At 49.9% G+C, this 23,073-nt stretch carries 15 protein-coding genes; all 15 read left to right on the top strand.

Annotation, left to right across the window (positions count from 1 at the left end):
• The first annotated feature begins 72 nt into the window (after window positions 1-72).
• The 15 genes from thiC to asnS all read left to right on the top strand — a co-directional run bounded on the left by thiC (window position 73) and on the right by asnS (window position 22,951).
• Window positions 73-1,851: a phosphomethylpyrimidine synthase ThiC gene (gene thiC / locus ACTTHR_RS06460; RefSeq protein WP_442605579.1), complete on the top strand. Its 1,779-nt coding sequence runs from the start codon at window positions 73-75 to the stop codon at window positions 1,849-1,851.
• Between the two features lie 13 nt (window positions 1,852-1,864).
• Window positions 1,865-3,841: a thiamine phosphate synthase gene (gene thiE, locus ACTTHR_RS06455; RefSeq protein WP_442605578.1), complete on the top strand. Its 1,977-nt coding sequence runs from the start codon at window positions 1,865-1,867 to the stop codon at window positions 3,839-3,841.
• Between the two features lie 16 nt (window positions 3,842-3,857).
• A complete protein-coding gene (locus ACTTHR_RS06450) occupies window positions 3,858-4,628 on the top strand; it encodes a thiazole synthase (protein WP_276774727.1) in 771 nt (256 codons plus the stop codon).
• A 26-nt stretch (window positions 4,629-4,654) separates the two neighbouring features.
• A complete protein-coding gene (thiH, locus tag ACTTHR_RS06445; protein ID WP_442605577.1) occupies window positions 4,655-5,761 on the top strand; it encodes a 2-iminoacetate synthase ThiH in 1,107 nt (368 codons plus the stop codon).
• Window positions 5,734-6,462, top strand: a complete 729-nt coding sequence (locus tag ACTTHR_RS06440) for a HesA/MoeB/ThiF family protein (protein ID WP_315333293.1) — start codon at window positions 5,734-5,736, stop codon at window positions 6,460-6,462. The genes thiH and ACTTHR_RS06440 overlap by 28 nt, the downstream gene beginning before the upstream one ends.
• 473 nt (window positions 6,463-6,935) lie before the next feature.
• Entirely contained in the window at window positions 6,936-9,338 is a 2,403-nt protein-coding gene (locus tag ACTTHR_RS06435; protein ID WP_442605576.1) for a TonB-dependent receptor domain-containing protein, read from the top strand.
• A gap of 341 nt (window positions 9,339-9,679) precedes the next feature.
• A complete protein-coding gene (locus ACTTHR_RS06430) occupies window positions 9,680-10,552 on the top strand; it encodes a hypothetical protein (protein WP_311552411.1) in 873 nt (290 codons plus the stop codon).
• Window positions 10,553-10,873: 321 nt separating this feature from the next.
• Entirely contained in the window at window positions 10,874-11,620 is a 747-nt protein-coding gene (gene gpmA / locus ACTTHR_RS06425) for a 2,3-diphosphoglycerate-dependent phosphoglycerate mutase (RefSeq protein WP_276774738.1), read from the top strand.
• A 4-nt stretch (window positions 11,621-11,624) separates the two neighbouring features.
• A complete protein-coding gene (lpdA, locus tag ACTTHR_RS06420) occupies window positions 11,625-12,983 on the top strand; it encodes a dihydrolipoyl dehydrogenase (RefSeq protein ID WP_442605575.1) in 1,359 nt (452 codons plus the stop codon).
• 197 nt (window positions 12,984-13,180) lie between these two features.
• Entirely contained in the window at window positions 13,181-16,720 is a 3,540-nt protein-coding gene (gene porU, locus ACTTHR_RS06415; protein WP_442605574.1) for a type IX secretion system sortase PorU, read from the top strand.
• A gap of 89 nt (window positions 16,721-16,809) precedes the next feature.
• Entirely contained in the window at window positions 16,810-17,994 is a 1,185-nt protein-coding gene (gene porV, locus ACTTHR_RS06410) for a type IX secretion system outer membrane channel protein PorV (RefSeq protein WP_004334043.1), read from the top strand.
• 35 nt (window positions 17,995-18,029) lie between these two features.
• Entirely contained in the window at window positions 18,030-18,509 is a 480-nt protein-coding gene (gene ispF, locus ACTTHR_RS06405; RefSeq protein WP_442605573.1) for a 2-C-methyl-D-erythritol 2,4-cyclodiphosphate synthase, read from the top strand.
• 36 nt (window positions 18,510-18,545) lie between these two features.
• Complete coding sequence (purB, locus tag ACTTHR_RS06400; RefSeq protein WP_442605572.1) at window positions 18,546-19,886, top strand: adenylosuccinate lyase; 1,341 nt, start codon at window positions 18,546-18,548, stop codon at window positions 19,884-19,886.
• Window positions 19,887-20,145: 259 nt separating this feature from the next.
• On the top strand, window positions 20,146-21,525 hold the full coding sequence (locus ACTTHR_RS06395) for a pseudouridine synthase (RefSeq protein ID WP_276774752.1): 1,380 nt from the start codon (window positions 20,146-20,148) through the stop codon (window positions 21,523-21,525).
• 28 nt (window positions 21,526-21,553) lie between these two features.
• A complete protein-coding gene (asnS, locus tag ACTTHR_RS06390) occupies window positions 21,554-22,951 on the top strand; it encodes an asparagine--tRNA ligase (RefSeq protein ID WP_442605571.1) in 1,398 nt (465 codons plus the stop codon).
• The last annotated feature ends 122 nt before the right edge of the window (window positions 22,952-23,073 follow it).

Here is a 23,073-nt window from a genome sequence, read left to right as displayed (position 1 = left end):
CAGTTCCATTCCTATTTATCCCCCATAATCATATAAATAATAGAAACAATCAAACCTCATAAAGAGATAAAAATGAGAGCAAAAGACCAAACCGAAAACCTCCCCATCTCCACTGGGGCACTGCCCGGCAGTAGCAAGATCTACGTACCCGGTAAGCAGTTCAAAGATATCCGTGTAGCCATGCGCCGCATAGACCTCTCGCCCACGATAGACGAGAAGGGCAACACCATACAAAACGAATCTGTAGTGGTATACGACACCTCGGGGCCCTACTCCGATCCCAACTACACGGCCGACCCCCATAAGGGCTTGCCCAAGTTGCGTGCCAAATGGATCGAAGACCGTCAAGACACCTGCCGCTTGGAAGCTCTTTCGTCGGAGTATGGCCGTGAGCGCCGTGCCGACAAAAGCCTCGACCACCTCCGCTTCGAGCACATCGAAGATCACCCCCTCGTAGCGGCTCCGGGCAAGCGAGTAACCCAGCTCGCCTACGCTCGTAGAGGCATTATTACCCCCGAAATGGAGTACGTTGCTATCCGCGAAAATCAACTTTGCGACGAGATTAAGGAGTACTATAAGAAGGAGAAAGGAGAGTCTTTTGGCGCTCATCTTCCCGAACTTATTACGCCGGAGTTTGTACGAGATGAGATCGCTGCCGGGCGCGCCATACTCCCCGCAAATATCAATCACCCCGAGAGTGAACCCATGATTATAGGGAGAAACTTCCTTGTTAAGATCAATGCCAATCTAGGAAATTCGCCTATATCAAGTTCGATACAAGAGGAGGTAGAAAAAGCCGTTTGGGCAACACGCTGGGGGGCTGATACCATCATGGACCTCTCCACAGGGCGCAACATCCACGAAACGCGCGAATGGATCGTACGTAACTCACCCGTACCCGTGGGCACCGTTCCCCTCTACCAAGCTCTTGAGAAGGTAAAAGGCGATGCCTCCAAGCTCTCTTGGGAGATCTACCGAGACACACTTATAGAGCAAGCCGAGCAGGGAGTGGACTACTTTACCATCCATGCAGGGCTTCGCTGGCAGCACATCCCCCTTAGTATGAATCGCCTCACGGGTATTGTATCGCGCGGCGGTGCTATTATGGCAAGTTGGTGTACAACGCACAAGAGAGAGAGCTTCCTCTACGAGCATTTTGAAGATATTTGTGAGATACTCGCTCGCTACGATGTGGCAGTATCCATAGGTGACGGATTACGCCCCGGCTGCATTGCAGACTCTAACGATGAGGCACAATTTGCAGAACTTCGCACCCTAGGCGAATTGGCTCGTATCGCAGATAAACACGACGTACAGGTGATTATCGAGGGCCCCGGACACGTACCCATGCAAAAGATTCGTGAGAATATGGATCTCCAGCTCGACCTATGCAACGAAGCTCCTTTCTATACACTCGGCCCCTTGGTTACAGACATTGCTCCGGGGTACGACCACATCACTTCTGCCATAGGGGCAGCCATGATCGGCTGGTTTGGTACCTCTATGCTCTGCTACGTAACACGCAAAGAGCACCTCGGGTTACCCAATAGAGACGACGTAAAAGAAGGCGTTATCACCTATAAACTTGCAGCCCATGCAGCAGACCTTGCTAAGGGACATCCGGCAGCCTATTTCCGCGACTATGCCATGAGCAAGGCACGCTACGAATTCCGCTGGCGCGACCAATTCCATCTTGCACTCGACAGCGAGACGGCTCTCAAATTCCACGACGAGACGCTCCCTGCCGAAGGACACAAGACGGCGCATTTCTGCTCCATGTGTGGTGAGCACTTCTGCTCTATGCGTGCCTCAAAGAACCTCCACGATCGTATAAAAGAGGGAGAAGAATAACCCTTCACAGCCCATGCTACTGGCTATAACCCCACCCAATGCCACTCCCAAGGTAGTGCAATACTATAATGCACTACTAGGGGCAGGCTTGTCTATGCTGCTCTTGCGCTTGCCCGATGCGTCCCAGGAGCAGTACGAAGATTGTATCCGAGCTATTGAGCCTCGCCACCGCAGTAAGGTCATCTTGGCGGACTACTTTCACTTGGTACCCGTGGCAGGTCTTGGGGGGATTCATCTCAGGGGCTCCCGACAAAAAGAGTGGAAGCATTGGCAAGAGGTAGCTCAAATCCAACGCATTACAGCGTCGGCGCATAGTTTGGACGAACTAGAGTCTCTCCCCTTCTGCCCCGACTTGGCTTTGCTCAGCCCCGTCTTCGATAGCATCTCCAAGGGCGGATACCACGCGAATATTGATTTGGACGAATGCCGATCTAGACTTCCTAAGCTCCCCTTCCCCGTGCTTGCCTTGGGCGGAATCACTCCGGACAACTACCCCCTCGTGCGCTCCTATGGATTTGCAGGAGGGGCTACGCTGGGCTACCTCGCCGAGCAAGTGGATGCCATGGAAGAGTCTTTTTTGCGATTCGCTCGCCCCGAGGTACTAACTCTGGCCGGGCACGACCCCTCTTCGGGGGCAGGGCTTACGGCCGATGTTCGCACCATAGAACGCCTTGGGGCTTACCCTCTATCGGTTACGACCTGCCTTACCACTCAAGATGAATTTGAGTTCGTATCGTGCCAAAGTGTGGACTTTATCCCTGCACTCCGGCAATTACTCAAGCGTCACAAACCCCATGCGGCCAAGATTGGTCTTGTGGCTTCGCTCCAAAATGTGTACACTATAGGCGCCCTGCTACAAGAGGCAGGAGTTCGGCAGATTGTATGGGACCCCATCTTGCAACCCAGCTATGGGAGAGATCCCCTACACGCCGATTGGACGCCCAATCTTCTCCACAAAATCTTCTCTTGCTGCTCCTTAATTACCCCCAACCTACCCGAGGCAGAACGGCTCTTTGGTGCCGATTGGGAGCACAAGTTGCAGCAAGTGGCAGATACGTTCCATGTAGCTATCCTACTCAAGGGAGGGCATTCCGCCAACAGAGATAGCTCTTGCGATGTACTCTATCAACCCCACCGCGAAGCCCAATCGAGCCGAGTACCACGCACTCCCCACGATAAGCACGGCACCGGTTGCGCCCTATCTGCGGCTATCGCCACGGCACTGGCTCAAGGGGAAACACTCTCCGAAGCTTGCCGCAAAGGGCAATGGTACGTAGATGCTTTGCGCCGCTCCGGCAAGACGCGTCTCGCAATTCTCCCTCCCTCCGGAGAGAGACTCAAGGCCGAGAAGCTGCGAAGAGGAAAGTTGCAATTCATTACCGATAGCCCCGATTTGGAGGAGATACTCAACCAATGCAGAGCCGCGTTGCAAGGGGGCGTACGCTGGATACAACTTCGTATGAAGACGGCATCGACCGAAGAACGAGTTATAGCCGCACAAGCCATCCGCCAAGAGATGCAGCCTTATCCCTCGGCGATCTTGATTATAGACGATGATGTGGAGGCGGCTCTTCGCTCGGATGCCGATGGCGTACACGTGGGGCTCGACGACCTCCCCCCTGCCGACGTCCGCCGCATCTTGGGAACGGACAAGATAGTAGGAGCCACCTGCAATCGGATCGAAGACCTAGCCCTACGCTCTCTGCAAGGGGTGGACTATGTGGGGATAGGCCCCTTCCGTACCACTCAAACGAAGAAGCTCCTCAGTCCGCTGCTTGGCGAAAAGGGCATGGCCGCCCTCGTCCGTTTTAATCACACCCTACCTCAACCTATCCCCCTCATTGCCATTGGAGGGATTACTGCTGGCGACTTCTCCACCTTAGCAGGTGTAGGGGTACAAGGCATTGCCCTCTCCGGCATTATCAACCACGCTACAGATCCTCAAGCCGAGAGTGCCCGACTTGTACAACTCAGCGATCAATATTTCTAAATCTCGTACTTTACCTATGGAACAATTAACCATTGCAGGGCAAACCTTTCAGTCTCGCTTATTTCTCGGAACGGGCAAGTTTGCCTCCAACGAACTCATGCAACGCGCCATCGAAGCCTCGGGGAGCGAACTTGTAACAGTAGCCCTCAAGCGTGTGGAAACCAACAGCGACCACGACGATCTGATAGAGGCAATTCGCCGCCCCGGAGTGCATCTAATGCCCAACACCTCGGGTACGCACAATGCCGATGAGGCTATATTTGCAGCACGCCTAGCCTACGAAGCTCTCGGCGCACGCATCATAAAAGTCGAGATCCACCCCGACCCAAAATATCTTCTCCCCGATCCTTTTGAGACGCTCAAAGCCACCGAGGTACTCGCCAAAGAGGGATTCTTTGTAATGCCCTATATACAAGCCGACCCCATTTTGTGCAAACGTCTGGAGGACGCAGGGGCTGCCGCCGTGATGCCTCTCGGGGCTCCTATCGGTACAAATAAAGGGCTTCTTACGAGAGACTTCCTACGCATTATCATAGAGCAAAGCAGAGTGCCGGTGGTAGTGGATGCCGGTATCGGAGCTCCTTCGCACGCAGCAGAAGCCATGGAGATGGGAGCCGATGCGGTACTTGTCAATACCGCTATTGCGGCAGCAGGAGACCCCGTTGCCATGGCACAAGCCTTCCGCGAAGCCGTAGTGGCAGGTAGGCGAGCTTACGAAGCAGGGTTGCCGGCAGTGGCTCACAGTGCTTCGGCCACTTCGCCCGTCGATAGCTACTTCAATCTATAAGAGTCCCTATCTTTGAAAGGAAGAAAATGACCTACTACGACGAATTAATCAAACATAATTGGGACGAAGAAGAGGCCTCCATCTTTGCCAAAACAGAGGCTGATGTGCTGAGGGCATTAGGCAAAGATCGTTGCAATCTGGAGGACTTCAAAGCACTCATTTCCCCGGCTGCCGAGCCATATCTCCGGCAGATGGCCATCAAGGCCGAGGAGCTTACCCTGCGCCGCTTTGGACGTACCATTCAGATGTACGTACCGCTATACGTCTCCAACTATTGTGCCAACTATTGTATCTATTGCGGCTTCAATTGCCACAACCAAATCAATAGAGTAAAGCTGAGCATCGACGATATTATGAAAGAGATCGCCGTGCTAAAGGATTGGGGATTTAGGCACCTTCTTCTCGTCTCGGGAGAGGCACCAAAACTCACCGGGGTGGACTACTACGAAGAGGTTATCAAGGCGGTTCGCCCCCATTTTGCACAGGTATCTCTCGAGGTACAGCCCCTCCACACAGAGGAGTATGCTCGCCTGGTAGCTGCGGGGATGAGCTATGTCTGCGTCTATCAAGAGACGTACAACGAGGCGGCCTACCCACAATTCCATCCCAAGGGACTCAAAGCCAACTTCCGCTACCGCCTAGAGACTCCGGATCGCTGCGGAGAAGCCGGTGTGCATAAGATTGGTATTGGAGCCCTACTGGGCTTGCAAAATTGGCGTACCGACTCCTTCTTTACGGCTCTTCACCTGCAGTATCTGGAGCGAACCCACTGGCGTACTAAGTACTCCATCTCGCTCCCCCGATTGCGCCCCCACGTAGGCTCCTTTATGCCTACCGACCCGATCAACGACCGCCAAATGGCTCAATTAATTTGTGCGTACCGCCTATTCGACCCCGAAGTAGACATATCTCTATCCACCAGAGAGAGCTCCGCCTTCCGCGATATGGCTATGCACATTGGGGCTACCACTATGAGTGCCGCCTCTAGTACAGAGCCGGGGGGGTATGCCACTCCGCATACGGAGCTAGAGCAATTCGCGATTAACGATGGCAGAAGTGTAGACGAAATGGCAGCAGCCATCCGCGCTCAAGGATACGAACCCGTATGGAAAGACTGGGACGAATGGATGTAGTACTCGACCCCAAAGTGCGCTATTCACGGCAGAGTTTGCTCCCCGAGATTGGTCTCGAGGGGCAGGCTCGGCTTGCCTCTCGGCGCGCGTTGGTCGTAGGAGCCGGCGGACTGGGGGCTCCCATTCTCTACTATTTGGCTGCCGCCGGTGTGGGGCATATCGGTATTGTGGAGGGGGACGTAGTAACCCTAAGCAACCTACAGCGGCAGATCTTGTACTCAGAGGCCGACCTTAACCTACCCAAAGCTGAGTGCGCCCGTAACCGCCTCTTAGCCCTCAATAGCGACTGTTCGGTTGAGATCTATCCCTACTATTTTACCGAAGAGAATGCCCAATCCATTGCAGAAGGGTACCATATTATCATTGATGGATGCGACAATAACCATACCCGTGAGCTTATGGATCGCACAGCCCGGCAACTGGGTATCCCCTATCTCTACGGGGCGGTCTCGCACTTTGTAGGGCAATGCTCGCTTTTCCACTACCAGGGAGCCGGAGCCTACCACGATATATTCAGCACGATTGACACCGAAGCCGATACCGAGGTTATACCCGTACTCGGAGCCATGCCGGGCATTATCGGCTCCACCATGGCTCTAGAGGCCATAAAGACCCTCCTCGGGTTGGGGACTTCTCTCGCCGGTAAACTACTCCGCATTGATGCCCTCCACCTAGAGACTCAACTCTTTGAGATACAATAAAACGAGATGGAATGCTCTACTGCCTCCTCTCCCCTCTTTCTCTCTAATACCCTTTCCCTTTTTCCCCTCCCCCCTAAAAGCGCTACACCCGACAGGTAAAAACGAAAACGATTCTGCCCAGAATCGGAGTGGCTAATAGGCTGTGAAACAAAAATTTTCTGCCCTACATTCTCGCGAGTGTAGGGCAATACTTTTTTCATTTCCACCCTGAATTTGGGACAAATAAAAGGCATGTACTCTCTCAGAAGCGAGCGAAATAATATAACAATATTTGCTCAATCAAATATTATTTTATACCATTGCAAAAGAAAGCAGTACGGGATGTACTGCGTAGTAAAAGAAAGACATTTGACTAGAGTATGTGCGAAAGATCTACAACTAACGTTCTAAACAGGGTTCGTTTTTCCTGGATATGTATTTTATGTCTCAGTTTAGTCCCCTGGGGCTCATGGGCACAAAGTAAGTCATGTAAGGTGACAGGGGTAGTTGTAGATAGCCTCACCAATAGTCCTATACCCTACGCAACTGTGGAGTATCAGCCTAAAGATAACACCCAGCACTCCGGAGGAGCTATTACACTAGATGATGGGACGTTTATATTACAGGTACCCTCGGAGGGTCTTGGCCGATTCACAATTCACTCTTTGGGTTACAAAACCCAATCATGTGAACGAGCAGTTGAGAGCCCCCTGAGCCAACTCGATACCATCCGACTAGCCCCCGATGAGGCACTCCTCGGAGAGGTTACAGTAGTGGCTCGCCGGAAGTTAATTCAACTCTCGCCCGTAGGCTTGACCTATGATATGAAAAACGATGCCTTAGCACAGACCGACAACCTCCTATTTGCCCTCCGCAACGTTCCATTGGTAAGTGTGGACGGAGAAGGCAACATTCGCATCAAAGGCTCGTCTAACTTTTCTGTCTATATTAATGGTACGCCCTCTCGTGTTGCCTCAATGAGCCCCACGGAGGTGCTGCGAGGTATCCCTGCCAATACGATTAAACGAGTAGAGGTAATTACCCAAGTAGATGCCCGTTACGATTCATCAGCAGGAGATGCAATCCTCAACATCATTACCAACCACAAAAGCCTTGATGGCTATAGTGGCTCCCTCTCGCTAGGAGGTTCTACAATACCCACGATAGAGGGAGCTACCTCTCTCACACTTACTAAGGAGAAACTGAGTGTCGCTCTTGCTTACGACTACAATTATACCCGACATACCAATCAACCTGTAGAAATTTATAGACGCACATTTAAAGATACACAGACCCTCAGCGAACTGAAATCCTCACAAAAAGGGAGCGATGATAAAGGGATTTTCCAATACCATACAGGGCGCATCATGGGAGAATATACCCTCGATAGTCTCAACATGCTCTACGCCGATGGGCATTTTATTGTCTCATCAATCAATAGCCAAGATGTGTCTCAGCAGACCTTTTCTCCCCTTGGAGCACCGCCCCGTTATGCAACCTTAAACAGAAGGGCGAGCATACTAGAAGGCTCTGTTGAGGGGAATCTCATTTATCGTAAACTCTACGCTGATGATAAAACGCCTCGTTTTTCCATTGGTTATCGCTACGCATACAATCCCGATCAGCGATATAACGATATAACTGAGCGGCAGTATCATGATGGATTTACCTCTTGGGAGAAGTCTCCTTTCGACGAAACTCGTCGGAAAGAACTCTCCCGAGGTGGCTTGAATGAGCATGCCTTACAAAGTGATTACCAGTTCCGTTGGGGAGGTGCTCATGCCATACAAATCGGGGCGAAAGAGATAATCCGTTTAGGTAGCTCCCATCCCGAGTACTATACATGGGACTACGGAAAGAAAGATTGGCAACCTATAGATAATCCTCTTTATCAGTTGGGAGAAATGAACCAGTTACAGAGTGTAGCATCAGCTTACACCAACTATTCATGGAATAAGGGTCACTTCGGGATGAGCTTGGGCTTGCGAGGAGAATTTATGTACGACAAGATCTCCTTTTCTCAAGACGAGAAGCGAAACTTTCAGACGCAAGCCTTGCATCTGATACCAACACTCAATCTCTCCTACAATCTGACAGATCGACAACAGTTGTCATTTTTCTATAAGATGAATCCCATCCGCCCCTCTATTTGGAGTCTGAATCCATATAAAAGTCAATCCGGTCCTTACGATCTCTCTTTTGGCAATCCCGATTTGGAGTCGGAGCGTCAGCATAATTTGAATCTGTCGTACACTCTATTTTCCAATAACTATTACCTTAGTCTGAGCGCAGCATACAACCAGACGAACAATGCAATTATGCCCATAAGCTACCGGGATAAAGCAAATCCCGACATCCTGTGCAGTACCTATGCCAATGCGGGGATACACCGGAAGCCTAGTGTTAGTGTTTGGATGAATTGGCGTCCTATCACACCCCTCTCCCTCTTGTTTTACGGAGATTTTGGGTATCATCTGTTTGATTATGCCCCTCAGGGGATACAGCAACGGAGCTGGGAAAATAAACTCATGGTCAGTGCAGACATCTCACTTTCCAAAGCATGGTTCTTGGGGGCATCGTGGTATTACAATGGCAATCCACCACAACTGCGTACGACCTACTCCTACAGCCATTCGTACAGCTTCTACGTGAAGAAGAGTTTTTGGGATAATAAGTTAGACGTAACATTTACGGTAAAACATCCCTTCTCACAATACCATCGCTTTGAGACGAAGATGTGGGGAGACGACTTTGAGCATCGTCAGGTTAATTACATCCAGTCTCGCTCCATCGGACTTAAGGTTTCGTACAACTTTAATTCGGGAAAGAGTCGTAAAGTAACCCGAGATCAAAGCCTCTCAACAACCGACCTTGATACACAGACCGGCGTTAGGTAAGACGGTAACGTTAAGGACGATGGTTCCTCAATCGGGGAAACAAGTTTTTCTCTCCTCAGTAAAATCTTCATGGTTTTACATTATGTAGAATGCTTGATGGTGCAACTTTCACCTCTTGGAAAAAAGATTTACATTTGTGGGTGAATTACAAAACAATGATTACCCCTCAAATCCGAATAGGATAAAAATATTGGGAAAGTTCTATACAGAAAGCCTCAGCACTGCCCTCCCCTCCTCGGAGGAATAAGCAAAGGCATTTTCTTTCTTCACCCTATGCTTTGAGGGGAAAAGAAGCAAATAAAACCATTCACCCTATTGTTATAACTAAGAACAAACGAGTCATGAACAAACAAACATTACGCACAATCCTCCTTGCCCTAGTGGCTACGCTGGGAGTAGGTACAGCACTGGCACAGACCGAATACGACCTCCAGATTGCCGGTACAAAGGTTAATTCCAACAATTGCAACAACCTCTCCATAATCGAAGGCGTAACGGGTACTGCGAAGTACGACAACACCACCAGGACCCTCACCCTCGATAATGCGACTATCCACACCACGGCAGAGGGAGATAATGGTGTTGGCATTATACATGGTATTGACAACCTAAAGATTCAACTCATTGGCAAAAACACCATTTCTGCAGAGGGGAGTGTGGGGATGATCAATGGAGGCATTTGCACTCTCACAGGTAGCGGAGAACTCATAGTAAATGGTTCCACAACAGCCAGTAAAAAAGAGAACCGTCTGGGCATTCTCAACAGGAATACGATCACCGTATCCGGTTGCACCCTCGAAGCTAGTGGAGGGGAATCCGGACTCTCCTCCGGTTACTGGAAGTTTGACCACTGCAACGTGCGCGTAAAGGGCGGTGGTAGCAGCGAAAACAAGTATGTAGGCAGCATTGACTATATGTGGGACAAGGAGCCCGAGTTCACCGGCTGCGCCATTACCACCCCTATGGGAGCCTACTGGAAAGAATTCCAAATCAAAGGCTCTAGCTACTACACCCTCTTCGGTGCCGACAATATGGTCATAACCGACTGGGTTACCATCAGTAAAGGAGCATCTAGCATCGGAGAGGTGAAAGCCAACATACCGCAGAAGAAGCGCGACATCTACAACCTTGAGGGCATCCGTCTCTCGAGTGAATGGAAGGATTTACCCGCCGGTATCTACATTGTAGATGGCGAAAAGAGGATAAAAGAATAGAAACAGAATCCTCCTGGTGCCATGTGCCCGGGGTACTGAGTGCCGCCGATCTGTAGGAATATATCCCCTATAGGTCGGCGGTGTTGCATCCCATCTATTCCGAGGCTGCCGAATAGATCTCATCCACCCCTCACGAAGATGCAACCGCCCTCACGGAGCAAGAGCCCGCACCACGCACTGCGCTATACACATCGCCCCCCTTAATCGTCCGTCTGCATACGTCGGAAAAACAGTGACAATAAGGGCATAAAAACGGCTATCTTTGACCAACTTAGCCTATCTTTGTAGGGAATTGTAATAACGTCTATAACAAGACTTGATATGAAAAGACTAGTTATGCTCCGCCATGGCGAGAGTGTTTGGAACAAAGAAAATCGCTTTACAGGATGGACCAATGTAGACCTCTCCGAAAAGGGAGTAGAAGAAGCTCATAAAGCCGGACAACTGCTACGTGCCGAAGGGTTCCGCTTTGCCAAAGCCTATACCTCATACCTCAAACGTGCCATCAAAACGCTAAATGTGGTCCTAGACGAGATGGATTTGGATTGGATCCCCGTAGAGAAGACTTGGATCCTCAACGAAAAGCACTATGGTGCCTTGCAGGGACTGAACAAAGCCGAAATGGCAGAAAAGTATGGCGATGAGCAAGTACATATCTGGCGCAGAAGCTACGACGTCCCCCCCTTGGCTCTTGACCGAGACGACAAGCGCGCCCCTCTTGCCGACCCTCGCTATGCCGCAGTAGATCCCAAACTGTTGCCCCTTACCGAGTCGCTCAAAGACACCGTAGAGCGCATCACTCCGTTTTGGGAAAATGTGATCCTGCCCGACCTTGCCAAGAACAATGAGATTATCATTGCAGCTCATGGTAATAGCCTCCGAGGGATTATCAAGGTGCTAAAGAAAATATCCGACGAAGATATTCCAGCTCTCAATCTCCCCACAGCCGTACCCTACCTCTTTGAGTTTGACGACAATATGAACCTCGTAAGCGATCGTTTCTTGGGAGATCCCGACGAAATCCGCGCTCTACAAGAGGCCGTTGCTAACCAAGGGAAGAAGAAATAAGACTATGCTTACACACGACTTAATCATCCTAGGGGGAGGCCCTGCCGGATACACAGCTGCAGAGCGTGCTACCCGTGGAGGACTTAACACGCTCTTGATAGAAAAACGTGCCCTTGGAGGCGTTTGTCTGAACGAGGGGTGCATACCCACCAAGACGCTGCTCTACTCCGCCAAGATTTGGCACCTCACTGAGGATGCCAAGAAGTACGGCATCGAGGCTTCGGCCGACCAGTTTTTGATGGACAAAGTAAATGCCCGCAAAAACAAAGTCGTACGCAAGCTGGTTGCCGGCATTAAGGGTAAAATGACTAACGCCGGGGTAACCGTAGTCACCGGCGAAGGGGAGATATTACCCCCAACCACACCCGAAGAATACAGTGTAAAGGTAGGAGAAGAAACCTATACGGCTCCTCGTCTCCTCCTCGCCTCGGGTAGCGAGACTTTCGTCCCCCCTATCCCCGGCCTAGATACTGTGGAGTACTGGACTAGCCGCGAAGCACTAGAGAGTAAAGAACTCCCCAAAAGTATTGCCATTATTGGCGGAGGCGTTATCGGGATGGAGTTTGCCGCTTTCTACAATCGTGTGGGCGTGGAGGTACATGTTATCGAGATGCTCCCCGAGATCTTAGGCGGTATGGATAGCGAAATGGGCGCCTTGCTACGTGCCGAATACACCAAGCTAGGCGTAAAATTCTACCTCCAACACAAAGTCACCTCCGTAGCTCCCGAAGGCGTAACGGTAGAGTTTGAAGACAATAGTTTTGTAATCCCAACAGAACGCATCCTACTAAGCGTGGGTCGCCGCCCTGTGACTGAAAAGCTCTCTCCCCTCGGTCTTGAGATGGAGGGACGAGGAGTAAAAGTAGATGCAACGATGCGCACTTCGCTCCCCGGCGTCTATGCAGCAGGGGATGTAACGGGCTACTCACTCCTTGCCCATACAGCTGTGCGCGAAGCAGAGGTGGCCGTTGATAATATGCTTGGCAAAAATGCCCAAATGAGCTACCGAGCCATCCCCGGCATTATCTACACACAGCCCGAAGTTGCAGGCGTAGGTATGACCGAAGACCAACTCAAAAAAGAGGGCATCAGCTATCGCAAGCACCAGTTGCCCATGGCTTTTGCCGGACGATTCGTTGCTGAGAACGAGATGGCAAATGGGGTGTGCAAAATCCTTATCGGTGAGGACGATACCCTACTCGGGGCACACATGCTGGGCAATCCTGCCAGCGAACTTATCGTTGTGATAGCCGTTGCCATCGAAAGAGGCATCAAAGCACACGAGTTGGCCTCTGTAGTATTCCCCCACCCAACAGTTGGGGAGATTATCAAAGAGACTATAGAGAGTAGCCCCGTAGCCTAGGCCTCTGCTTGCAACCAAGTTTGTAAGAACTATTTGTAAGGCATCCCCCTAACGCTCCTATCCCTTGCCCCCTAGTTGCTCCGAAGTCAGTACACTAGGAGGCAAGGTCTTTTTCTTTAGTAAGAGAGAGAAATCCTCCTGCAACAATCTCCCCTCTCCCCATACACTAGAGAGCCCTACTTATCCGTTATATAAGCATGAAGAAGCGCAATAGTCTCCTCTCTGTAGTGCTATTTCCTACAGACTATCACCATAAACTGATCCGATTTGCTCTTATTATCGGGAGCCTTTTCTTCCTCTTCTTAGGGATGGGAGGGTACGTTTTTGCTCAAAATAGAGCAGACGAAAGCTCCCCCCTTTCCACAGGTCGATGGGTCAAGATAAGTGTAGACAAATCGGGACTATACACGCTCTCCTACGACAAATTACGCCAAATGGGTTTTAGTAATCCCGAAGCAGTAGGCGTCTATGGGCGTGGAGGGAGGTTACTTAGCGAAGATTTGCAGAAAGCCTCTTCGGTGGCAGGGCTCCCCCAAGTGCCCCTCCTTAGGCACAACAATGCAATCTATTTCTATGGAGAGGGCACGACTCACTGGTACTACGATACCGCTCAAAAGTGCTATAGGCATGTGACCAACCACTACACACGCCTTGGGTATTACCTTCTTAGCGACGCCGCAACGCCCGGCCCCCTACCCATGGAGGAGCGCAAACCGACAGCCCCCCAAACAGCTCCGGCTCTCACCTCTACCTACGATGCCCTTGTACTACACGAGCGAGACATATTCTCCCCTAAACAATCGGGACGAATGCTCTTTGGAGAGCCTCTCATGGGCGGGCAGCCCAAGCGAATCCTCGTAAATCTCGGGCATGGCGAACAAGCCGGCAACGCCCTCAAAGTAAACTATGCCTACATGGCTCGCCCCACTACCCAAGGCTTCTTTACACTCTCTCTTGATGGTAAAGAGCTTGTAAAAGATCCTATTTCTTTAAGCGAAGATCATACATCTCGTGACTTCCTTGCCGGTATTTACCACTTTAGACCCAATGTGACGGCAACGAGCAGTTCTAGAAATCTCGCACTGGACGCTTCCTATCGCCCTGCCGGAGAAAATGCCTATGTAGACTTTCTTGAGTTTATTATTGAACAAAGATTACACTACACTACAGGGCAGCAAACAGATTTTCGCAGAATACAAGAGGGGAGCGATGCGCTCCTATATCAGGTCTCGGGGCTGCCCCAAGATGGTATCATACTCGCAACTTCTCCCGAAGGATCCCTCCCCTATCGTGTACAGACCACTCAGAGTGGAGGTACACACTCTTTTACCACACAAGCACTCGACCGAGAGGGCCAACCCTATAACTTTTTGGCATGCTCTTGGCAAGATGCCTATACCCCAAACGTCGTAGGGGAGGTTGCCAACCAGGATATACACTCAGCCCCTACGCCCGATCTTATCATACTCTCTCCGGAGGCATTTCTCTCCGAAGCGGAGCGACTTGCCGAGTACCATCGCTCGGCAGATGGCATGCAAGTACTCGTAGTGGGAGAGACGGCTCTATTTAACGAATTCAATGCAGGGACTCCCGACGCTACAGCCTATCGCCTAATGGCAAAATACTTTTACGACCGTTGGATGGCAGCCCACCCCGGAGAGAAGCAATCAGCACAACAGCTCCTTCTCTTTGGTGATGGCGCAGCAGACAACCGCAAGGTAAGCGTGCATTGGGAGAGCGTCGGTCTACAAAACACCCCCTTCCTACTCACTTACCAGAGCTCCAATTCTCTCAACATCTATAGCTATACTACGGACGACTACTTTGGCTACCTCCGCGATGGAGAAGACCATCTGACCAATGGCCGCAAACAGCTATCTATTGGGATTGGGAGGTTCCCCATTCGTACTCTTGGCGAAGCTAAAGCTGCCGTAGACAAGACCATTCGCTACGCCGAAAACGGAGATCCCGGGGTATGGAAGACGCGTACCCTCTTCCTTGCAGACAACCAAGATGGCTATTCGCATGCCAGGCAAGCCAATGAGCTTACTGAGATACTAGAGGAGATACAACCCGAGCTCATCGTAAACAAGGTGTACCTCGATGCCTTTCCCAAGAGCACCGTTAATGGGCTTACCACCGTACCCACAGCCAAACGGAAGCTCCTAGATGCTATAGACCAAGGGCTCCTTCTTGTCAATTATACAGGGCATGGTAGCCCTACGGCTTGGACGGACGAGCAGATAATGACCCTCCCCGACGTACAGCGGCTAAGCAACAAGCGCCTCCCTCTCTGGATCACAGCCACTTGTGATTTCTGTCCCTACGACAATAGTACAACCTCGGCAGGAGAGGTGGCATTCCTCAACGATAGAGGGGGAGCCTCTGCCCTCTTTACCACCACTCGTGTGGTATTCGATGTCCCCAATCAAGAGCTAAACAGACATTTTTTGCGCACACTCTTCACGCAAGACAAGGGAGGGCGGTTACATCAATTGGGCGATGTATTGCGCAATGCCAAGAACAGTGCCTACACCTCAGATACGATTAACAAACTCAACTTCTCGTTGATAGGCGACCCAGCCCTACGCCTTAAGATGCCCACGCATCAAGTAGCCCTACTCAAGATAAATGGAAAGCAACCCGATCCTCAAAAAGGTATTTCTCTACATGCTCTTGAGCGTGTTTCGCTCGAAGGGGCTATACACGATTTGGGCGGAACTATCGATGGGAACTTCAATGGTACGATTGCCATTACCGTATTCGATGCTGAGCAGATCTCCTCTACACTAGAAGAAAACATACCGGAGTATCAAGAGAGTGTATACAAATTCTCAGAGTACCCCGGGATTATCTATGCCGGTAATGCCGAGGTTGTAAATGGGCAGTTCTCAGCCTCTTTTGTGGTACCCAAAGATATTTCCTATTCCGATAAAAAAGGGAAAATCAACTTCTATGCCTACTCATCTTCTCTTAAGCGTGAAGCCATGGGTGTGGATAAATCTCTCAAGCTAGAGATGGGAGGGAGTGGATCTGAAGAGGACAAAACCCCTCCTGAGATACAGAGGATTTATCTCAATGACTCCACCCTCAGAGCTCCCATTGTGGTGGGCACTACTCCTCTATTCGTGGCAGATCTTTTTGATATGAGCGGTATCAATTTATCGGCAGGAGGCCTAGGGCATGGTATTACGTTGTCCATAGACAACAATCCTACCTACACCTTTACTCTCAACGATTACTATAGAGCCAACCAACTAGAGGCTGGCAAGGGCTCCGTCGTGTACCTACTTCCCACGCTACCCGAGGGAGATCACACCGCCACCCTCCGTGTATGGGACGTCTTTAATAATGCGGCAGACAAGAGTATTTCGTTCCGTGTAAACAAAGATTTGGCTCCCCAAGTTGCTGCCTCTCAAGCTTTCCCCAATCCGGCCTTACTTGGTACTCCCATCACCTTTGAGATATTTACAAATACTCCCGGGGAGGAGATGTCTCTTACCATTGAGCTCTTCGACTTCACAGGGCGATGCGTGGCCAAGAGCCCATCATTTAGCCTTGTATCTCCCTCACAAGGGAGCATTCGTATCCCTTGGACTCCCACTACTACCTATCAAACCTCACCCATAAGAGGACTATATATATATAGGTGTACCCTATCCGGTAGCAATGGAAAAAGTGCTACAACGATGGGGAAATTACTCCTAGAAGAGAGCTCCTCCGGGGCAACCAAATGAATAGAATATTGTACTTTTGCGGCACAATAGAGTTGTGAACAAAAGAGTACACCAACTAAGTTACACAACTTGACACGTATAGAATTAAGATGAATCGTACAATCCTAAAGCGTCTCCTAGTTATAGGAGTCTCCGTTATTATTTCTACGCTTGCCCTCGTGGCACAAAATGATGTACAAGAGCAACGCTTCAACGCAGTCACCACCTCGGTGCCTTCGCTTCACATATCCCCGGGAGCTCGTGCTGCGGGTATGGGCGATGTTGGTGTAAGCTCTACTCCCGATGTTAATTCGCAGTATTACAACCCCTCTAAGTACGCGTTGCTATCGAGCAAAGCCGGAGTTAGTTTTACCTATACCCCATGGCTTGCCAAGTTGGTAAACGATATCAAACTAATGGAACTCACCGGGTACTACAAGATTGGTAGCGAAAACAACCAAGCTCTGAGTGCTTCTCTACGTTTCTTCTCGCTTGGTACCATTCGTACTTTCGACGACCTTGCACGTTCTCTAGGGGAGGCTCACCCTAACGAGTTTGCTCTAGACTTTGGTTACTCGTTGCAGATAACCTCCGATTACTCTATGGGAGTTGTACTCCGTTACATTCGTAGCGATCAAAACACAGCAAGTAGTACGGGAGAAAATCGTGCGGGCAACGCCTTCGCTGCCGACATTGCCGGCTATCTGACTAAGTACTTCGTGGCCGGTGACTCCGAGCCTCTCTGGACTTTCGGTTTCAACATTAGCAATATCGGTACCAAGATATCTTACGGTGGCAATCAGTCTATGTTTATTCCTACCAACCTGCGTGTAGGTACGGGTATTCTCTACCCCTTCGACGATTACAACGCCCTCTCTCTCAATATCGAGGCCAACAAACTGTTGGTTCCCACGCCTCCTATCAAAGACCCCACCAAGCCGGATGAATATGCACGTAAGATAGAAGAGTACCAAAAAACCTCCTCTATTGCCGGTATCTTCAAGTCGTTTGGCGATGCACCCGGGGGATTTAAGGAAGAACTCCAAGAGATAAACCTAGGGATCGGAGCCGAGTATAGCTACAACAATCGCTTCTTCCTTCGTGCCGGTTATCAGTACCAACACCCCAATAAAGGGAATCTACAGTACTTTACAGCAGGTGCCGGATTCAAGATGAGTGTCTTCAGTCTCGACGCCTCTTACCTAATATCAGCAGTCCCCAGTAACCCTCTGGATCAGACGTTGCGCTTCTCGCTCTCCTTTGATATGGATGGGATTCGCAACCTCCTTCGCTAAAAGACCTCTCCAACAAACCTAAACACGATTGTGATATGAGTTGTCCCTTCTCCGTTGGCACGGGCTTCGATGTACATAGATTGGCAGTAGGATACCCCCTACGTATCTGCGGAGTAGAAATCCCCTACGAGATGGGATTGGAAGCGCATTCCGATGGGGATGTGGCTCTTCATGCCCTCTGCGATGCTCTCCTAGGAGCAGCAGCCTTGGGCGATATAGGCTACCACTTCCCGCCTGGCGACAATAGTTACAAGGGGATAGACAGCCGTATTTTGTTAGAGCGTGTAGCCTCTCTCGTAGCCTCCGAGGGCTGGAGCATTGGCAACATAGACCTCGTAATCATAGCTCAGGCACCCAAGATGCTTCCCTATATAGAGGCTATGAAGGAGAGCATTGCTGCCATTTTGGGTAAAGAGGTACGCATCTCTATAAAAGCAACAACTACAGAACATCTAGGCTACACAGGGCGAAAAGAGGGAATCGCCGCCCAGGCTGTAGCCCTCCTATACCGATAAAAAAATCTTCTATCCCTCATCATTATCAATTTGTTTATGTCTCTCGATAGTCTCCTGGCACTTACTCCCCTTGACGGACGCTACCAATCTAAGACGCAAGACCTGCGTAGTTTTTTCTCCGAATATGCCCTAATTCGCTACCGCATTTGGGTTGAAATAGAATATTTTCTTGCCCTGTCGGATACGCTTCCTCAGCTGCAAAGCAAAATAGACTCAGCCACAAAGGAGCAGCTACGCGACCTCTACCGCATGCTCACTCCCGAGGAGGCTGCTAAGGTAAAGGAGATTGAGTCTGTAACCAATCATGACGTCAAGGCGGTTGAGTACTACATAAAGACTGCTTTTGATGCCCTCAATCTATCGTGGGCTAAGGAGTTCGTGCACTTTGGACTTACCTCTCAAGACATCAACAACACAGCCTTCCCGATGATGCTCCGAGGGGCTCTCAAAGAGGTTTTTGAGCCGGCACTCTCTCGAGTATTGGAGCTTCTCCGCAAATACACCCATGAGTGGGCAGAAATCCCCATGCTGGCTCGGACGCATGGGCAACCCGCCTCCCCCACTCGCCTAGGCAAGGAGTTCGGGGTGTATGTGTACCGACTAGAGGAGCAATTAAAGCTCTATCATGCAATACCCTTTGGGGCTAAATTTGGTGGGGCAACAGGTAACTTTAATGCACACCATGTAGCCTATCCCGAAATTGATTGGAAGCAATTTGGCAACCATTTCGTAGCCTCTTTGGGGCTCGAAAGGGAGCAAATTACAACCCAAATATCAAACTATGACCATCTGGCAGCTCTGCTCGAAAGCATAGCACGCATCAATACCATTTTGGTCGATCTTGCCCGAGACGTATGGATGTACATCTCCATGGGATACTTCAAACAGCGCATCAAAGCAGGCGAAGTTGGCTCCTCTGCCATGCCTCACAAGGTAAATCCTATTGACTTTGAAAACGCAGAAGGCAATCTGATGCTCTCTAGTTCGATAGCTCTATTCTTGGCATCGAAGCTCCCTATATCTCGCCTACAACGCGACCTGACGGACTCTACCGTTATCCGCAACGAAGGGCTACCCCTGGGCTACACTCTTATTGCACTAAAGAGCCTCGAAAAGGGGTTAGGAAAGATACTTCTGAACGAAGATGCCATCGCCCACGACTTGCAAAGCAACTACGAGGTGGTAGCAGAAGCCCTACAAACCATACTAAGAAGAGAGGGATACCCCAACCCTTACGAAACGCTAAAGCAACTCACACGTACGGGCGAAGCCATGACGGAGGAGAGCATCCATCGCTTTATTGACACGTTGGATGTAGCCCCAAGCATCAAAGAAGAAATGCGTGCCATTTCTCCCCAAACTTACGTAGGTATATAAATAAATCACTACCTTTGTGAGGGTCTGTAGGAAAGGAATAAACTGAAAGCAGACAAAGTTATAGCCAAAGAATCAAGGAAAGTTTTTGATCAAGGGGCAAGATAGGAGGAACAAAATACCATTCTATTCCATCCGGTATTTGCCTTTTCATCATCTTGATTCCATACACGAGAGGTGTACGAGATCAAGACAAATATTTTATTAGTACAAAACAAAAAGAGTCTACACTCACCTAAAAGTAGATCACTGAATTATCCGAATGGAAAATAAAGACTCCATCGAATCTGAAGAAAAAGCACTCCAAAACTCAGAGAAGTCCTCAGCAGAGGCAGCACCTGAGAAAGAGCAAGAAGCCACAGCTTCAGAATCAAAAGTCTCAAACAACGAGACCCCAACTAAAACAAATACAGGAGGACGCAAGCGTACCCGCACCCGGATTTCCCAAACCACCGACCGCAAAAGTTGTATCCTTGTTTCTACCGACGAAGACAAGCGTGGTAGTGCTTCCATCATTAGTAGAAACAACGATGCCTCCCGTGCTGTGGCACAGCAAAAGGAGAGCAACAATGACGAAGATTGGGATATATCTCTCGAAGGCATGTTTGACAAACTTTCACGCGAAGCAGACGAAGTGATAGGGCGCACCATGCAAATGCTCGAGCAAGATGAGCCTGTACGCACCTCTTCTCATCGACCCACCTACCACGTCCGCGACAGACGTTCTTCTCAAGAGGGAGGCAGAGAGGACGATAGACCCATCTATCCTTTTGAGCGACAAAAGAAGCGTCACAACGCTGAGCCTCTCGATGAAAAAGCACAACATGCAGGTCAATCCCCCAAAGGCAAGAAAAAGAAAAAGAAGAAAATTCAACGCAGACCGGAGGAGGTTATCTCTTATCCTGAGATGCCGGTGGATCCTAAGACTCCTCTACGTCTCAATAAGTTTTTGGCCAGTTCGGGCGTATGCTCTCGCCGTGTTGCCGACCAACTCATCGTGGATGGGCACGTCTCTGTAAATGGAGAAATCGTCACACAACTAGGGAAACACGTCACTCGAGAAGACTTTATTTCGGTAGATGGGAAGCCCGTTTCCATCGAAAAGAAGATATACGTACTGCTCAACAAACCACGCAACTGCGTAACTACCAGTAGCGACCCCGAAAAACGACTCACAGCCATAGACTTGGTACGTAACGCCTGCAACGAGCGTATCTATCCGGTTGGTCGTCTTGATAGGAATACCACAGGGCTTCTCCTCCTTACCAACGATGGTGACCTGGCAGCAAAGCTCATGCACCCCAAGTACGAAAAGAAGAAAATCTATCAAGTAACGCTCGATAAACCCGTATCGGTGGAGCACATGCAACAAATCGCTTCGGGCATAGAGCTCGAAGATGGGGAGATCCATGCAGATGCTATCAGCTATGTAGACGAAAACAATCTCGCCATTGTGGGTATAGAGATCCACTCGGGTCGCAATCGCATCGTGCGTCGTATATTCAAGCATCTTGGCTATCGCGTTTACAAACTCGATCGCGTTTACTTTGCCGGCTTGACAAAAAAAGATCTACCACGAGGCAGATGGCGTTACCTCACTGAGGACGAAGTACGCAACCTCCGTCACGACTTCTACGAATAAAATAGAGAGAGTATAACAATATCGGTACATGAAAAGATTGATGATTAAAGAGGTTATTGCCTCGCCTACATTAGATCAAGAAATCACAGTTATGGGTTGGGTGCGTACGCGCCGTGGCAATAAAGCGGTAAGCTTCATTGCACTCAATGATGGTAGCTGTATCCATAATCTACAAATCGTAGCAGATCTGGCTCGCTTCTCACCCGAGGTTATGCAACAAATCACGACTGGGGCATCTCTGGCTGTACGAGGCACCCTCGTTGCCTCTCAGGGAGCAGGACAAAGCATTGAGTTACAAGCTGAAGAGATTACCATATTCGGCACATGCGACCCCAATAGCTATCCCCTGCAGAAGAAAGGACACTCTTTAGAGTTCCTCCGCGATATTGCCTATCTACGCCCCCGTACCAATACCTTTGGTGCCATATTACGTATCCGACACAACATGGCAATTGCCATCCACGACTTCTTTCATAAGAAGGGATACTACTATGTGCATACCCCCATCATTACCTCTAGTGATGCGGAGGGAGCAGGACAAATGTTCCGCGTAACGACTCTAAACCTAGATAAGTTACCCCTTAACAAAGCCGGCGAAGTGGATTACAAAAAAGACTTCTTCGGTAAACCTACCGCCCTTACCGTTTCAGGGCAACTAGAGGGAGAGCTGGCAGCCCTTGCCCTTGGAGGGATTTATACTTTTGGTCCCACTTTCCGTGCAGAAAACTCCAATACGCCTCGTCACCTTGCTGAGTTTTGGATGATTGAGCCCGAAATTGCGTTCTTCGACGTGCACGACAACATGGATCTTGCAGAGGAGTTTACCAAGCATTGTGTACAGTGGGCTCTTGATAATTGTGCGGACGATTTGGCTTTCCTCTCGGAGCACTTCGATAAAGGACTAATGGATCGTCTTCGCTTCGTCCTTGCCAATAGCTACGAGCGCATCACCTATACGCAAGGGATTGAGATACTCGAAAAGGCCATTGCCGAAGGGCATAAATTTGAATTCCCCGTGTACTGGGGCGTAGACCTTGCCAGCGAACATGAGCGCTACCTTGTGGAGCAGCACTTCCAAAAACCCGTAATAATGACCGACTATCCGAAGGAGATTAAGGCCTTCTATATGAAGCAAAACGAGGATGGCAAAACGGTACGAGGCATGGACGTTCTCTTTCCACTAATCGGAGAAATTATCGGCGGTAGTGAGCGTGAAGCTGACTTTGACAAACTTCGTACCCACGCTCAAGAGATGGGAGTTCCCGAGAAAGATATTTGGTGGTATCTAGATACTCGTCGCTTTGGCACAGTGCCTCATGCCGGCTTTGGGTTAGGCTTCGAGCGTCTCCTTCTCTTCGTAACGGGGATGAGCAACATCCGCGATGTTATCCCCTTCCCTCGCACCCCAAACAATGCCGAATTCTAATGAAATCAAAGAGAAAACCAGCCTATCTTCCCTACCTAATAGGGCAATAGGGCTGCTTTTTCTAAGCAAAGATTTCTCCGATTCAGCAATAATCGCTTAATTTGCACTCAGAACAAAATAGA

Origin of the sequence: Porphyromonas endodontalis (assembly GCF_052173515.1) — a bacterium.
Classification (GTDB): domain Bacteria; phylum Bacteroidota; class Bacteroidia; order Bacteroidales; family Porphyromonadaceae; genus Porphyromonas; species Porphyromonas endodontalis_A.
Note: the sequence above shows the minus strand (reverse complement) of the source record. Positions and strands in the feature narration are given on the sequence as shown.